Source organism: Arthrobacter sp. StoSoilB19, from assembly GCF_019977275.1.
In the GTDB taxonomy this organism is placed as follows: domain Bacteria; phylum Actinomycetota; class Actinomycetes; order Actinomycetales; family Micrococcaceae; genus Arthrobacter.
In genome coordinates, this window is record NZ_AP024650.1 from 2,592,428 (window position 1) to 2,607,833 (window position 15,406).

Below are 15,406 nucleotides of genomic sequence, written 5' to 3' on the forward strand. Positions count from 1 at the left end.
CGCGTTGGCGGCAACCTTAGTGTGCAAAGTGATCCCATCCCCCGGTGTCCGCGGCCCGGCCCGCAATCAGGACGCCCGGGCCTTCGTCGGTACCGAGTGCATGTATCGAGCCTATCGCAGTGAATCCGGGTGGCAGCTGAACGCCCGCCGGGAATGTGGCCAGGAGCCCGTGGTCCTCTCCGCCGCCCAGCACCCATGCCGTGCCGTCCCCGCCCAGGCGGGCGGAGGCGGGGGCCAGGAGGTCCGCCAGTTGCGCCAGGCCGGCCGGATCGAGCGCGACGGCGACGTTGCTGGCGGCGGCCAGCCGCTTGCCGTCCCGCAGGAGTCCGTCCGAGATGTCCAGCATTGCCGTGGCACCCGCCGCCCGGGCTGCAGGCCCGGCATGCAGCGGCGGACGCGGCCGGCACTGCAGGTCCACGAAGGCGCGCTCCGCCGGGGTGAGGGTGTCCACGGCGATGTCCGATTCAAGCAGCGCCAGGCCTGCGGCGGCATGGCCTGCTGTTCCTGCCAGCGCCAGGATGTCCCCCGCCCGGGCGCCGGACCGCAGGACCGGCTGTCCGCCGTCGAGCGTCCCCAGCACCGCCACGGTTACCGAGATTTCGCGGCCCCGGCCCAGGTCCCCGCCGGCCACGGAGCAACGCGCGGCGCCAAGTTCACGGATTCCGGCTGTCAACCCGTCCGCCAGGTCCTCCACCCACCTCACGGGCGTGTCCACGGTGAGGGTGAGGCTGACCACCATGGACATTGCCTGTGCGCCCATGGCGTTGATGTCGCTGAGGTTTTGTGCCGCAGCCTTCCATCCTACGTCGAACCCGGTGGTGCGGTAGCCGTTGGGCCACAGGAGGCGGAAGTCCTGGTCCTGGACCTGGGTGTCGATGCTGATGACGGTTCTGCCGTCCGGGGCTGCGACGACGGCGGCGTCATCGCCGGGACCCAGCAACGTGCTGGCGGTGTGGCCCCCGGCCATCCGGAGGCGCGGAAAAATCCGGTCCAGCAGCTCGGCTTCGGAAAGGCCGGCGACGGTGGGCTGGCAGGCGACGCGGTTACGGAGGTCTTCAGGCACGCCACTACGCTACCGCGCCCGGCCGACATCGTGTCCGGGCGGGGACGACGTCGGCGATAGGCTGGGATCATGCACCATCCCCAGCTGCCCCTGTCCGCCCGTGCCGCCAGGATGGCGATGGTTGGGGGAATTGCCGCCCTTTCCTTGACCGCCTGCTCCCCCGCGGTGGACGTCACGCCCGCCAGGGACGCCGCCAATCCGCTGTGCGCACCGATGATGGTGGCCCTGCCGGACGCCATCGGCGATTCAAAGCTCCGGAAGACCAACAGCCAGGCCACCGCAGCCTGGGGCGACCCGTCGCTTGTCATCCTCCGCTGCGGCGTCAATGTGCCGGGCCCTACGACGGACCGCTGCGTGACCGTCAACGGCGTCGACTGGGTCATCAAGGAGGGCGACCCCGTGTGGACGCTGACCACCTACGGGCGGGAACCGGCCACGGAAATCCTGATGGACCCGGACAAAATCAGCTCCGCAACCGTACTCGCGGACCTGGCAGCAGCTGCCGAAAAGGTGCCGTCAGCACGGAACTGCGTGGGCCAGGAAGACCTGCAGAACCTGCCGAAGAGCCGGTAGGTCCAGGCGGGTGGGCCCACGCCGGGAGGGTTCCGGCGTGGATCAGCGAAGGCCGGTTTTGCGGTTCAGGGCCAGGTGGATGAGTTCGTCGATCAGGTCCGCGTAGCCCAGTCCGGACGCTGCCCACATCTGCGGGTACATGCTCTTGGGCGTGAAGCCGGGCATGGTGTTGATCTCGTTGATGATCAGTTCGCCCTCGGGGGTGTAGAAGAAATCCACGCGGCTCAGGCCCTCGGCGCCGACGGCGTCGAATGCGGCGGCCGCCAGCTCCCGGACCCGGGAGATCGCTTCCGCGGGGATGTCTGCGGGACAGCTCAGGGCTGCGGCATCATCCTCCACATACTTGGCGTTGAAGTCGTAGAACTCGTGCGTCCCCCCGGACACCGAGATTTCGCCCGGCATCGAGGTCCGGGGCGCATCGGTGCCCCTGCCTTCCAGGACAGCGCATTCGATTTCGCGGCCGACAATTCCGGCTTCAATGACCAGCTTGAGGTCGTGGCGGCGGGCCTCTTCGATCGCGGCGTCCAGGTCCTCAAGGGAATCAACCTTGGAGATGCCCATCGACGAGCCGGCACGGGCCGGCTTGACGAAGACGGGGAAACCGAGGCGGTCCACCTGCTTCCTGACGGATTCGGGATCCCGCTGCCACTGCCGGTCGGTCACAGCCACGTAGGGTCCCACGCGGAGTCCGGCGGCCTCGAAGACCACCTTCATGTAGTGCTTGTCCATGCCGACCGCCGATGCCAGGACTCCGGCGCCGACGTAGCGGGTGTCGGAAAGTTCAAGGAGCCCCTGGATGGTGCCGTCCTCGCCGAAGGGGCCGTGCAACAGCGGAAAGACCACGTCGACGGCGCCCAGTTCCTGCGGAACCTCGTTGGGGGACGCCACGATCAGCTGGTGTTCCCCGCCGATCTCAGCAAGCGTGACGGTCTGCGGGGAAGGTACTACCTCGGGGAGTGATGATGCGGCAAGCGACCACTGGGTGGTTTCGGCCGGGGCAAGAACCCACTGGCCGGTTTTGGCAATCCCGATGGGGATGACGTCGTACTTGTCCTTGTTGATCGCGCCCAGCACGCCTGCGGCGGTGACGCAGCTCACGGCGTGCTCGCTGGAGCGGCCGCCGAAAAGCACGGCGACCCGCGGCTTCCGGGTGGTGGCAGTTTCCCCTGTGTTGGGTGTGTCTTGGGACATGGTCAGTAATCGCCTTCAGGTTTCAATTCCCGGGACAGCAGAACCGGCCCCAGTTGGTCAACGGACAGCTTGCCTGCCAGCACCGCGACGACGGCGGCAGTGATGGGCATGTCGACGCCGAGCTTGCCGGCGAGTTCATGGACGGCCTGGCCGGATTTGATGCCTTCGGCGGTCTGGGTCATCTTTCGGCCCACCTCCTCCAGGGTCAGGCCCTGGCCCAGCAGCCTCCCGGCCGTGTGGTTCCGGGACAGCGCGGACGAACAGGTTGCCACGAGGTCGCCCAGCCCGGCGAGCCCGGCCATGGTCTTGGCCTCGCCGCCCAGCGCCAAGGCGAGGCGGGACGTTTCCGCGAGTCCCCGGGTAATCACCGAGGCCTTGGTGTTGTCCCCCATCTGCTTGCCCTCACAGATGCCTACTGCCAGCGCAATCACGTTCTTGACGATGCCGCCGATTTCGACGCCGACCACATCGGCCGTGGTGTAGGGCCGGAAGTAGGGGGCGGTGCAGGTCCGGGCGAGCCAGCCTGCAGTGGCGGAGTCAGCGCATGCCACGACTGATGCCGTAGGCTCTTCCCGCGCAATTTCCATGGCGAGGTTGGGTCCCGAGACAACTGCGATGCGTTCCAGCGGCAGGTCCAGTTCCTGTGCGATGACCTCGCTCATCCGCGCATCCGTGCCCAGCTCCAGCCCCTTCATCAGGGACACCACAACAGCTCCGGGAGCGATCATGTCCTTCCATTCGCGCAGCTGCGGGCGCAGCGACTGGGCCGGAACCGCCAGCACCACCAGGTCGGCTCCCGCCAGGACTGCGCGGACGTCTGTGGACGCCGTGATGCTCTCCGGCAGGACGATGTCCTTGAGGTACTCACTGTTGCGGTGGCAGTTGTTGATCTCTTCGACCACCCCGGCGCGCCTGCCCCAAAGCCTGATGACGCGCGGCGTTCCGGCGGCAATCGCAGCGTCCGCGAGGATCTTCGCGAAGGTTGTCCCCCACGATCCCGCACCCAGGACGGCTACCGTGCCCGCCGCCCCCGGCTTCCCGTCAGCGGTCACGGAGCTTCCGTTCCTGATTCGGGCTCGCCGCGGTCAACGAACCGTCCGTGCTTGGCCTGCGGCCGCTTGGCCGGGTCCCAGCGTTCGGCGGGAGGCTGCTCGCCGCGCAGGCCTGCCAGCAAAGTCGTGATCGCGTCCATGATCACTTCCGTCGCCTCCGTCAGGGTGGCCTTGTCCAGCGGGCGGCCGCGGAACGCACTCAGGTCCACCGGTTCGCCCACGACGACGCGTGAGTGCTTCCGGGGGAACACGTGGAACCGCTTGCCGTACCTGGGGAACACCTCGTGCGCGCCCCAGTGGGCAATGGGCACCACCGGAATATCGCCTTCGAGGGCCAGCCTTGCCGCGCCGGTATGCCCCTTCATCGGCCAAAGCCCGGGATCGCGTGTCAGCGTTCCCTCCGGGTAGATGATGATCGCCCCGCCCTCAGCCACAATCTCCTGGGCCACTTGCAGCGATCGGTTCGCTCCCGCCGTCGAGCGCTCCACCGGCACCTGCTTGGTGGCGCGCAGGAGCGCACCCAGGCCGGGAACCTTGAACAGCGCGGCCTTGGCCAGGAAGTGCGGGGCACGCTTCTGGTTGTAGAGCATGTGCCCCACAACAAGGGGGTCGATCTCCGTGCAGTGATTGGGGGCTGCGATGAAGCCGCCGGCGGGAAGTTTTTCGGTACCTTCCCACGTCTTGGACATCATCAGGTTCAGCAGCGGCCGGGCGATGCTGGCAATGAAAACAAATGTGGCCTTGCTTTTGGCCGATTCCTTCACGGTGCCGCGCTACTTCGTGGTGGTGATGTCGAAGTCGGCCCCAAGGCCGGCGAGCTTTTCCGTGAACCGCTCGTAGCCCCGGTTGATGATGTCGATGCCGGTGACCCGGGACGTTCCGGTGGCGGCCAGGGCGGCAATCAGGTGGCTGAACCCGCCGCGCAGGTCGGGGACATCAATGTCGGTTCCCTTGAGCTGGGTGGGTCCGGAAATCACCGCGGAGTGCAGGAAGTTGCGCTGGCCGAACCGGCACGGGACGCTGCCCAGGCATTCCCGGTGCACCTGGATGCTGGCGCCCATGCGGATCAGGGCGTCGGTGAAGCCAAAACGGTTCTCATACACCGTTTCGTGCACGATCGATACGCCCTCGGCCTGGGTCAGCGCAACCACCAGGGGCTGCTGCCAGTCCGTCATGAAGCCGGGGTGGACATCCGTTTCAAGGACCAGCGGGTTCAGCTTTCCGCCCTTGTGGTAGAACCGGATGCCGTCCTCGCCAATGTCCATTCCGCCGCCCACCTTGCGGTAGGTGTTCAGGAACGTCATCATGTCGCGCTGGGAGGCGCCTTCAACGAAGATGTCGCCGCGGGTCACCAGTGCGGCCGAAGCCCAGGACGCCGATTCGTTGCGGTCCGAGAGGGCACGGTGGTTGTAGCCGCCGAGGTCACGGACACCCTCGATGCGGATGGTCCGGTCCGTCTGCACGCTGATGATGGCGCCCATCTTCTGCAGCACGGCGATAAGGTCGATGATTTCCGGCTCGGTGGCGGCGCCGGACAGCTCCGTGATGCCTTCCGCGCGGGTGGCGCTCAGCAGGACCTGCTCGGTGGCGCCCACGGACGGGTACGGCAGCGAGATCTTGGCGCCGTGCAGGCCCTTGGGTGCAGAGATGTGGATGCCACCGGGGCGCTTCTCCACGACGGCACCGAACTGGCGCAGGACATCCAGGTGGTAGTCGATGGGACGGTCGCCGATCTTGCAGCCGCCCAGGTCGGGAATGAAGGCTTCGCCAATGGCATGGATCAGCGGTCCGCACAGCAGGATGGGGATGCGGGAGTCACCGGCATGGGCATCGATCGCGGTGCTCGGCGCCGTCTTTGCGGCCTTGGGATCGAGGGTGAGGTCACCGTTGACCGGGTCCTTCTCCACGGTCACCCCATGCAGCTGCAGCAGGGAGGTGACCACCTCCACGTCCTTGATCTCCGGCACGTTCCGCAACACCGAGGGTTCGTTGCCCAGCAACGCCGCCACCATTGCCTTGGGGACAAGATTCTTTGCCCCACGGACGCTGACGCGGCCTGTAAGCGGGACACCGCCGCGGATTGTCAGAACACTACTCATATACCGGTTTCCTCACGATCACTAGCCCCCAAAACCTTGCAAAGGCTCCAACCAAGCATAGGAGGTCGCGTTACCGAACCGAAATAAGGGGGTACCGGCGGCGGGGCGTGGCGCGGCCTTCGCCCGCTGCGCCGCGCCGCCGGCATGGTGGCCCAGGGGCTAGGAAAGCTTCGCCGGCAGGGTCTTGGGCTTGAACGCCTGGCGGGTCGCCTCGTAGGCGGTGATGTCGGCTTCATGCTGGAGGGTCAGCCCGATGTCGTCGAGGCCTTCCAGGAGCCGCCAGCGGGTGTAGTCGTCGATGTCGAACGGCGCCACGATGTTGCCGCAGACGACGGTCTTGGACTCGAGGTCCACCGTGACCTGGGTTCCCGGGGCGTTTTCGAGTTCCTTCCAGATGAGCTCGATGTCGTCCTGCGCAACCTGCGCGGCCAGCAGTCCCTGCTTGCCCGAGTTGCCGCGGAAGATGTCGGCGAACCGGGAGGACAGGACGGCTTTGAAGCCGTAGTCCTTCAGCGCCCAGACCGCGTGTTCACGGGAGGAACCGGTGCCGAAATCGGGGCCTGCCACCAGGACCGATCCCGCGTTGTAGGGCTCCTGGTTCAGGATGAAGGAGGGGTCCTTGCGCCAGGCGGAGAAGAGCGCGTCCTCGAAGCCGGTCCGGGTGATCCGCTTGAGGTAGACCGCGGGGATGATCTGGTCGGTGTCGACGTTGCTCTGGCGCAGCGGGACGCCGATACCGGTGTGCTTGGTGAACTTTTCCATTTGTGCTGTCCTAGGCTGCGTCGATGCGGATGGCGGCGGGTTCGGGAGCCGGGTCAAGGTCCGATGGAGAGCTGAGCGTGCCCCGTACTGCCGTGGCTGCGGCCACCACCGGGGAAACCAGGTGGGTGCGGCCACCCTTGCCCTGCCGGCCTTCGAAGTTTCGGTTGGAGGTTGAGGCGCAACGCTCCCCCACCTCCAGCTGGTCCGGGTTCATGCCCAGGCACATGGAGCAGCCGGCAAAGCGCCACTCAGCACCGAAGTCCTTGAAGACCTTGTCCAGGCCCTCGGCCTCGGCTTCCAGCCGGACGCGGGCAGAGCCGGGGACCACCAGCATCCGGATGTTCGGATCCTTTTGCCGGCCGCGGATGATGTCGGCAGCGGCACGCAGGTCCTCCATCCGGGAGTTGGTGCAGGAGCCCAGGAAGACGGTGTCCACGCGGATGTCCTTCATGGGCGTGCCGGCTTCGAGTCCCATGTACTGCAGGGCGCGCTCGGCAGCGGCCTTGGCGTTTTCGTCACCGAAGTCCCCGGGTGACGGAACGGACTCGGACAGGGACACGCCCTGGCCGGGGTTGGTGCCCCAGGTGACGAACGGCTCCAGGGTGTTGGCGTCCAGGTCAACCTGCACGTCGAAGGTGGCGTCGTCGTCGGTACGCAGCGTATTCCAGTACTCCACGGCGGCGTCCCAGTCCTCGCCTTCCGGCGCGTGGGGGCGGCCCTTCATGTACTCGTAGGTGGTTTCGTCCGGGGCCACCATGCCGGCGCGGGCGCCGGCTTCGATGGACATGTTGCAGATGGTCATGCGCGCTTCCATGGACAGGGCGCGGATCGCCGACCCGCGGTATTCCAGGACGTAGCCCTGGCCGCCGCCGGTGCCGATCTTGGCGATCACGGCGAGGATGATGTCCTTGGCGGTGACGCCGGGACGCAGTGTGCCCTCGACGTTGATGGCCATGGTCTTGAACGGCTTCAGGGACAGGGTCTGGGTGGCCATGACGTGCTCCACCTCGGAGGTGCCGATGCCCATGGCCAGCGCACCGAAAGCGCCGTGGGTGGATGTATGCGAGTCGCCGCAGACCACCGTCATGCCGGGCTGGGTGAGGCCCAGCTGCGGGCCCACCACGTGCACGATGCCCTGCTCGGCATCGCCCAGGCTGTGCAGCCGGACGCCGAACTCCGCGCAGTTGTTGCGCAGGGTCTGGATCTGGGTGCGGCTGGTCAGGTCGGCAATCGGTTTGTCGATGTCCAGCGTGGGGGTGTTGTGGTCCTCGGTGGCAATGGTCAGGTCCGGCCGGCGCAGCTTGCGGCCGGCCAGCCGCAGGCCTTCGAACGCCTGCGGGGACGTGACTTCGTGGACCAGGTGAAGGTCGATGTACAGAAGGTCCGGCTGGGCGTTGGCACCATCGCCGTCACCTTTGCGCACCACATGTGCGTCCCAGACTTTCTCGGCCAATGTCTTTGCCATGGCCATCTCCCTTCACTGCTGTTTGGCTGATTGATCCAACTGAATCAGGACGGCTCCGCGCTGCGCCAGCCGAAAGATTTGCATCTCAGATATTGAGACGGCAATATCATTACATGGACAATTCTAGTGGAGTCGGTGTCATTGATAAAGCGGCCCAGGTGCTCGATGCCCTTGAGGCCGGCCCCACCACGCTGGCGCAGCTGGTAGCCGCCACCGGCCTGGCCCGGCCCACTGTCCACCGCCTCGCTTTGGCGCTGGTGCACCACCGGCTGGTCAGCCGAGACATCCAGGGCCGGTTCGTGCTCGGCAGCAGGCTTGTGGAGCTTGCCTCCGCCGCCGGGGAAGACCGCCTGATCGCCTCGGCCGGGCCCGTACTCATGCAACTGCGCGATGCCACCGGCGAAAGCGCCCAGATCTTCCGCAGGCAGGGTGACTGGCGCGTATGCGTCGCCTCCGCGGAGCGCCCCATCGGCCTGCGCGACACCATTCCCGTGGGCACGCAGTTGTCCATGAAGGCCGGCTCTGCCGCGCAGGTCCTGCTCGCCTGGGAGGATCACGACAGGCTCCTCGAGGGCCTGCAGTCGGCCCGTTTCACGCCGACCGTCCTGGCAGGAGTACGACGCCGGGGCTGGGGACAGAGCCTTGGCGAGCGTGAGCCGGGGGTCGCCTCCGTTTCGGCACCGGTGAGGGGTCCGTCCGGCAGGGTGATTGCCGCCGTCTCCATTTCCGGTCCCATTGAGCGGCTGACCCGCCAGCCCGGTCGCCTGCACGCCGAAGTTGTCTGCAATGCCGGGCGCATCCTCACCGAGGCCCTCCGCAAGAACAACGACTAGGCTCCTGCCGGCCCCACCGGGGCTCCGGCCGCTAGGCTGTGCCCATGGGCAGCTATGCGGTGTTCCTCCGCGGCATCAACGTGGGCGGGATCAATATCAAGATGGCGGACCTGCGGGACGCGCTGAAATCCTGCGGCTTCACGGACGCAAAGACCCTGCTGGCCAGCGGAAACGTGGTGCTCAGCAGCACCCTGGACGCAGCATTGGTCAAACAGGAATGCGAAAAGTGCCTCCGGGCCGCCTTTGGCTATGAAGCGTGGGTTGTGGTCCTGGACGCCGGGCGGGTGGCCCAACTGGTGGATGGCTGCCCCTACCCGGACGACGACAGGTCCACCCACACCTACATCACCCTGTCCTCGGACACCGCCGTCCTTGACGAACTGGAGGCGGCCGGGTCAGCCCTTGAAAGCCAGGACCAGCAGCGGCTGGGGCCCGAAGCGCTTGCCTGGCTGGCCCCGGCGGGAGGGACACTGGACAGCCCCTTCAGCAAGATCAGCGCGAAAACGAAGTTCAAGGCCGCAACCACCACCCGCAACCTGCGCACCCTCATCAAGGTCCGGGACGCCGCTGTCGCCCTGGCGGGCGGCTAGGTCATTATGGGCCGGTAGCAGCCCTACGGCCCCATGGCCTTCTTCAGCGCCTTGTTGAAGGCTGCCAGCCTGGCAATCTCCTCCTCCACGGGCGCCACCACCAGCTCCTGCGCCGCCGCTGCCACGGCGCTGTTCAGCCGCCGTCGTGCCCTTGCAGCGCGCACCCGGGCAGCACCGGACGCAATGAAACGGCCGGTGACCGCCAAAAATATCCCCAGCACCAGGCCGAAGGCGATCATCAAGGTGGGTACCGGCCAGCCTTCCGCGCGTGGAACTTCGGGCACCGGCAGCTGCAGGTAGGCCAGTCCGGCCAGGACGCCAAGCCAGCCCAGGCCGCCCAGCACCGTCAGCAGCGCCAGCCACTGAACCACGTTGAAGGCACCCCACCACCACGCCTTGCGGTTGGCCCCGATGTCGGTCCCGGCGATGGCCTGGTCCAGGGCGTCGGGCAGCCGGTCCCGGCCGGCCCTGGCCCTCCCCCTAATTGCTGCCCGCCAGGGTCCCGGAGCCCCCTCGCTGGCCGCGTCCGCAAATTCCCTGACGGCAGCGTCCGTCCGGGCCCGCTCCGGCGCGCCGGCGGGCGGCAGGGAGGTCCGGTTCAGCCCGGCAGGTGAATCCCTGCGGAGATTGAGGCGGCGCAGCGGGTCCGGGCGGAACCTGGAGAGCCAGCGGGTGACGGGCCAGCCGGTGCGCCGGACGGACTCCAGCCGGTAGGACTGGCCGACGGCCCGCACCACGGCAGGCACGTTCGCTGCCACAGCCAGTTCGTCCGCGAGCCGGGACCTGGCGGCCGGCCGGACCCCTGCGGCGTCGCCGTCCCCGGAAGCCTGCCGCAGGTCCTGCCCGGCCTTGGTGATATCCGCCTCCAGCCGCCGGGACTGGGCCTGGCGCTGGACGGCCACCTTCCGGATCGCCGCCCGCACTTCCCCGATCCCCGCCCCCGTCACCGCCGATGAAGGGAGGACCCGCACCTGTCCCAGCCCCTCACCTGCAAGGATTGCGTGCAGCGAGTCGAGCACGGGCTGCACATCGTGTTCCGGGAGCCGGTCCACCTGGTTCAGGACCACAAGCGTGACGGCCCCGTGCGAAGCGTGCGGCGCCAGGAACCCATGGTGGACGGCAGCGTCGGCATACTTCTGCGGGTCCAGCACCCACACCAGGACGTCCACCATCCCCACCATCCGCTGCACGATCCCGCGGTTGGCTGCATGGGTGGAGTCGAAGTCAGGCAGATCGAGCAGGATCAGCCCCGTCTGTTCGTCGGCGAAGCCGTCCACCGGCGCGGCGTGATGCCGGTTTCCCACTTCCAGCCAGTCGAGGAGGGCTTCGCTGCCTGCCGCTCCCCAAACACCTGCCAGTGGTTCCGATGTCGTCGGACGGCGGGCCGCCGCCGTCGCGATCTCCGCGCCGCTGACCGCGTTGAAGAGGGAGGACTTGCCGCTTCCGGTGGCCCCGAAAAATCCCACCACGGTGTGGTCGCCGGACAAGGAACGGCGGGAACTTGCGCGCTCCAGGACGTCGAACACGTCCTGCAGCGCCTGGTCCGGCAGGACCCCCTCCCCCAGCTCCCGGGCGTCCTGGAGCGCCTGGAGCCGGGCGTCCAGTTTGGAGGACGCGTGTGCCCCGCTGTGGCGGCTCACGCGCTCTCCGCCAGCCGGGCCAGTTCCCCGGCCTGCGCAGCAAGGCGTTGTGCGAGGGCGGGATTGCCTTCCGGCAGCCGCTGCAGGAACTTCTCCTGCTCGTCTGCCAGCAGGCGCCGGCACCGCGTGGCCAGATCTTCACGGGCTTTATCAGCCATGCGGCGCACGGCGTCCTCGCCGAACACCGCTTCCAGCAGGCGCTGGCCCACGACGGCGGTTCCGCCCGCCACGCCGATCTCCAGTCCGGTCAGGCCCGCAGTCATCGAAAACACCACGATCATCAGCGCGGCGCCGAGGCCGTTGATGCCAAAGGACAGCCACCGGGCCTGCGTCCGCCGTCCCTGGCCTTCCGTCCGGATCAGCTCCATCAGGGCTTCCTGCCACGCCCGGATTTCCGCTGCTGCCCGTTCGGCGAACCCGGGCGCCGTCCCCGACAGGTCGTCCGGACCCAGCAGCTGCCGCCCCGCGGGGTCTGAGCGCCACCGCTGGTCGGTGTCCTCCGCTGCGTTGGCTGCCTCGTCCACAATGACGGCCTGAAGCCCGGTTTCGATGGCCGCCTCAACCCCGACGGCCGGTGCCGGTTCACCGCGGAAGAAGGCCCCCAGCCTGTCCCGGAACCGCCCCACATTCTGCTCAAGGGCGCGGAAGAATTCACCGGTGCCCACAAAATCCTGCCACCGGGCCAGCACTTCGCCCCGGAGGAGTGCACCGTCGCGGGTGGCATCAAGGATCCGCTTGGCGGCATCCGCGTAAGCCGCCACGGCGTCGGCCTCAAGTCGCGAGGCGGCCAGCTCCTGCTCACGGACGGCGCCGGCGATATCCGGAATCCGATGGGCCAGGGCGCGGACGGTTCCATTCAGGGTCCGCCGTGCGACGGCGGCCCGGCCGGCAGCATCGGCGGCCAGGGCACCAAGCCAGTCCCGCAGCTCATTGACAGCGCCGGGAGGCAGCATGCCGTGCGGATCAAGGACCGTCTCGGCGATGATGAACAGCCGGCTCCCACCGAGCCCCTCCCGGTCGAGCAGGCCGCGGAGGTCCTCGCTTACCTCCGCCTGCGCGCCCGGCGGCACCCGGTCCAGCACCACTGCCACAGTAATGTCCCGCGCCGCCGCGTCCAGGAGGAGCTTCCAGGGAACGGCGTCCGCGTACCGGTTGGCTGTGGTGACAAACACCCACAAGTCCGCGGCGGCCAGCAGTTGCCCGGCCAGCAGGCGGTTTTGGTCGGAAATGGAGTCAACGTCCGGGGCGTCAAGGAGTGCGATGCCGGCCGGAACCGCCGGATCGGCCAGCAGCACCAGCGAAGCGGCGTCGCGCGGCTCCGGCATGGCGCCCGCGGCGGCCGGACTGCCGGCGAGGAAACCGCGGATCCGGCTTAGCCCGGGCAGGACCCGCTGCCCTTCAAACCATGTTCCCTCCGCGGGGTTGTGCAGCAGGATGGGCTGGCGGGTAGTGGGGCGGATGGCCCCGGCCCGCGTGACGGGATGCCCCACGAGCCCGTTCACCAGGGTGGATTTGCCGGCACCGGTGGAACCGCCGACGACGGCAAGCAAGGGGGCGTCCAGGCTCCGGTACCGCGGAAGGATGTAGTCGTCCAGCTGCGCCCTTGCGGCCGACGTTTCGCGGCGTGCCTGGTCCGCGCCCGGCAGCGCGAGCGGCAGCAGCACATCGTCCAGGCCGCTGCGGATCTCCTCCAGCAGGGTCACTGCCGCCATGGCGTGCGGCACCGGCGGGATGGGGCGGCCGTGCTCGTCATGGGAGGTCACAGCTACATCATGCCAGTTGAGTAGGGGGCGCGAAGTTCCACCGCGTGTCGTCCCCAGCAGGGAATTCCCCCGCAGCAGGACGATTTTCTTCGAAACGACAGGCGGTCTCGTCCGGCTGGAGGGGAACCGGCCTGATGCTCATAAAAAATGGCCCCGGGCTAATGCCCGGGACCATTTCGATGGTGACCCCAGCGGGATTCGAACCCGCGTTACCGCCGTGAGAGGGCGGCGTACTAGGCCGCTATACGATGGGGCCAGAGTACTTCCGGCAGCGTTTCCGCCGCTCAAGCTCAGTGAGTATTTCACACACTTTGCCGTGGTTTCAAATCGGCGAACCGAGTGGAAACCTACTGAATTCCAGCTGAAGCCAGCTTTCAAATCAGAGCTGGGATACCAGGACTCGAACCTAGAATGACGGTACCAGAAACCGTAGTGTTGCCAATTACACCATATCCCAATGGCACTTTCGGGCCGGTTTTCAGGGCTTTTTCCCTGCTCCGTGCGCCTCAGCACGAGAAATTACTTTACCCGAGACTTTCGGCTCGCACAAATCGGGATCGACGAAGTCGCCGGCAGCCGCATGGACTTCTCCATGCGGGCCCTTGCCCACGCTCCCGCCGTATGGTTACCCTCGAGTAAGTTACCCATCAGTAACAACTTCCCGTCCCGCTATCCGGGCACCCCCACGAGGAAACAGGATGGCCCTCCCACCAACGGTTTCGACCACCGGGCAGCGTCGCCCGGTGGCCCAGTTAGGAAGTGTCAGCGTTGACAACCCGCACAGAATCCATCGCAACAGCCAAGCCCAAAACCCGGTCCCAATCCATCGCCATCACCGCACTGTCCCTGCTGCTGGCTCTTTTCCTTGCGGTTTATACCTTCCTCACGGGCCAGATCGCCAACGGTGCCGCGCAGCTGATGGACGGAGCAGAGCAGGCTGCCGCGGGGGCCAACCAACTCAAAGACGGTTCGGGCCAGCTGGCAGCAGGAGCAGGGGCCGCGAACAAAGGCGCGGCGCAGGTGAAGGACGGCTCGGACAAGGTCAGGGACGGCAGCAGCGAATTGAATGCCGGCGCCGCGGCCCTGCAGTCGGGGGCCGGCCGGATCTTCTCCGGAGTCCGCGACCAGCTGGCACCAGGGGTGGACAAGCTGCACGCCGGTACCACCAAGCTGCAGAATGATGTGCTGAACAAGCTGGTACCGGGTGTCTACCAGGTGGACGACGGCGCACGGAAGCTTCAGTCCGGCGCCGTCGCTCTTTCCGCTGCGCTGACCCCAACGGCGTCCGGAAACGCACCCAACAACCTTGCTGACGGCGCGGGCCGGATCGCTGCAGGCACGGGCCAGCTCGCCGCAGGTGCCGGCGATCTTGATGCCGGCGCCACCAAGCTGCGCAGCGGGACCGCAGCGCTGAAGGACGGCACCGGCCAGCTGGCAGCCGGAGCAAACCGGCTCAAGGGTTACCCGGGTGCCGGCAACGACCCCGCACAGGGCGACGGGCTCGCCGCACTCAGCCAGGGACTGGACCAGCTCGAAGCGGCAGCGAACGGACCGCAGGGCCTGGTACCCCTTGCAGTGATCAAGGACCAGATAGCCAAGCTGGCCGACGGCGGCCGGAGGGCCTATGCCGGGGCGGTACAGCTTGACGCCGGCGCAGCAAAGGTCAACGGCGGGGCCGGGGCCCTGGACGACGGCGCCGGGCAGCTGAAGACCGGAACGGGCAGGCTGGCCACGGGAGCCGGCGAGTTGAACGACGGCGCCGGACGGTTGAAGGCGGGCTTTGCCACCCTGGCGGAAAAGCTCAATGCGACGGATCCGCAGAACCCGGGCGTGGTGCTGGGCACGTCGATGCTGGCCGAGGGGACGGCGAAGATCCGGGTGGGGATGGACGGTGTGCCGGGCGACCCCGACCGTCCCGGCCTGATCTACGCCGCCAACAACCTCCAGGACGGCACCACCCGGCTCAGCGCGGGCATCAACGGCGGCGGCGACCCGGCGAACCCGGGCCTGCTGGCGGGAACGGAAGCCCTCTCCGACGGAACCGTCAAGCTCAGCAGTGGGACGGGCCAACTGGAATCGGGGTCCGCACGGCTCGCCGAAGGATCCGGTCAGCTGGCCGATGGCAACGGCCGGCTGGACGACGGTTCCGGCAAACTGGCGGAAGGCGCCGGCAAGCTGGCGGACGGCAACGCGAAAATCGCTGCCGGCACGCAGGAGCTGCACACGAAAGTGGCGGCAGTGTCGCCGTCGTCCTGGCTGGACAACCCGGGCATCGCCCTGCTGCTGATCGCGCTGCTCGTGGCCGCCGCCGTCGCGGCCTACCTGCTCCTGCGCCGCCGTGCCGCGGGCCTGCGGGCCCCCTGACAGCTGACGCA

Annotated in this window: 13 protein-coding genes and 2 tRNA genes; 4 read left to right on the forward strand and 11 right to left on the reverse strand. The window is 67.7% G+C overall.

Annotation, left to right across the window (positions count from 1 at the left end):
- Positions 1-16: 16 nt before the first annotated feature.
- Positions 17-1,063 carry a thiamine-phosphate kinase gene (gene thiL / locus LDO86_RS11925; RefSeq protein WP_018768312.1) on the reverse strand — a complete coding sequence of 349 codons (1,047 nt, stop codon included), beginning with the start codon at positions 1,061-1,063 and terminating at the stop codon, positions 17-19.
- A 69-nt stretch (positions 1,064-1,132) separates the two neighbouring features.
- Between thiL and LDO86_RS11930 the strand changes: the two genes are divergently transcribed.
- Positions 1,133-1,636: a DUF3515 domain-containing protein gene (locus LDO86_RS11930; RefSeq protein ID WP_018768313.1), complete on the forward strand. Its 504-nt coding sequence runs from the start codon at positions 1,133-1,135 to the stop codon at positions 1,634-1,636.
- Between the two features lie 42 nt (positions 1,637-1,678).
- Here LDO86_RS11930 and LDO86_RS11935 read toward each other — a convergent pair whose 3' ends face one another.
- The 6 genes from LDO86_RS11935 to leuC form a co-directional block, all read right to left on the reverse strand.
- Positions 1,679-2,827, reverse strand: a complete 1,149-nt coding sequence (locus LDO86_RS11935) for a D-alanine--D-alanine ligase family protein (RefSeq protein ID WP_018768314.1) — start codon at positions 2,825-2,827, stop codon at positions 1,679-1,681.
- 2 nt (positions 2,828-2,829) lie between these two features.
- Entirely contained in the window at positions 2,830-3,879 is a 1,050-nt protein-coding gene (locus LDO86_RS11940) for an NAD(P)H-dependent glycerol-3-phosphate dehydrogenase (RefSeq protein ID WP_018768315.1), read from the reverse strand.
- Entirely contained in the window at positions 3,876-4,643 is a 768-nt protein-coding gene (locus LDO86_RS11945; protein ID WP_224083994.1) for a lysophospholipid acyltransferase family protein, read from the reverse strand. The genes LDO86_RS11940 and LDO86_RS11945 overlap by 4 nt, the downstream gene beginning before the upstream one ends.
- Positions 4,644-4,652: 9 nt before the next feature.
- Positions 4,653-5,978 (reverse strand): UDP-N-acetylglucosamine 1-carboxyvinyltransferase, encoded by a 1,326-nt coding sequence (gene murA / locus LDO86_RS11950; RefSeq protein ID WP_026265620.1) that lies wholly within the window; start codon positions 5,976-5,978, stop codon positions 4,653-4,655.
- 159 nt (positions 5,979-6,137) lie between these two features.
- Entirely contained in the window at positions 6,138-6,740 is a 603-nt protein-coding gene (gene leuD / locus LDO86_RS11955; RefSeq protein WP_018768318.1) for a 3-isopropylmalate dehydratase small subunit, read from the reverse strand.
- 10 nt (positions 6,741-6,750) lie between these two features.
- Entirely contained in the window at positions 6,751-8,205 is a 1,455-nt protein-coding gene (gene leuC, locus LDO86_RS11960) for a 3-isopropylmalate dehydratase large subunit (RefSeq protein WP_026265621.1), read from the reverse strand.
- 113 nt (positions 8,206-8,318) lie between these two features.
- Here leuC and LDO86_RS11965 point away from each other — a divergent pair, with 113 nt between their 5' ends.
- Positions 8,319-9,038, forward strand: coding sequence for an IclR family transcriptional regulator (locus tag LDO86_RS11965; protein ID WP_009356552.1), 720 nt, complete (start codon positions 8,319-8,321; stop codon positions 9,036-9,038).
- A gap of 44 nt (positions 9,039-9,082) precedes the next feature.
- A complete protein-coding gene (locus tag LDO86_RS11970) occupies positions 9,083-9,628 on the forward strand; it encodes a DUF1697 domain-containing protein (RefSeq protein ID WP_018768320.1) in 546 nt (181 codons plus the stop codon).
- Positions 9,629-9,651: 23 nt separating this feature from the next.
- Here LDO86_RS11970 and LDO86_RS11975 read toward each other — a convergent pair whose 3' ends face one another.
- The 4 genes from LDO86_RS11975 to LDO86_RS11990 form a co-directional block, all read right to left on the reverse strand.
- The gene (locus LDO86_RS11975; protein WP_018768321.1) at positions 9,652-11,268 is read right to left on the reverse strand and encodes a GTPase; all 1,617 of its coding nucleotides are present in this window, start codon (positions 11,266-11,268) and stop codon (positions 9,652-9,654) included.
- Positions 11,265-12,980: a dynamin family protein gene (locus LDO86_RS11980; protein WP_224084483.1), complete on the reverse strand. Its 1,716-nt coding sequence runs from the start codon at positions 12,978-12,980 to the stop codon at positions 11,265-11,267. The genes LDO86_RS11975 and LDO86_RS11980 overlap by 4 nt, the downstream gene beginning before the upstream one ends.
- A gap of 231 nt (positions 12,981-13,211) precedes the next feature.
- Positions 13,212-13,287, reverse strand: a tRNA-Glu gene (locus LDO86_RS11985).
- Between the two features lie 129 nt (positions 13,288-13,416).
- A tRNA-Gln gene (locus LDO86_RS11990) sits at positions 13,417-13,488 on the reverse strand.
- A gap of 311 nt (positions 13,489-13,799) precedes the next feature.
- Between LDO86_RS11990 and LDO86_RS11995 the strand changes: the two genes are divergently transcribed.
- Positions 13,800-15,395: a hypothetical protein gene (locus LDO86_RS11995; RefSeq protein WP_018768323.1), complete on the forward strand. Its 1,596-nt coding sequence runs from the start codon at positions 13,800-13,802 to the stop codon at positions 15,393-15,395.
- Positions 15,396-15,406: the final 11 nt, after the last annotated feature.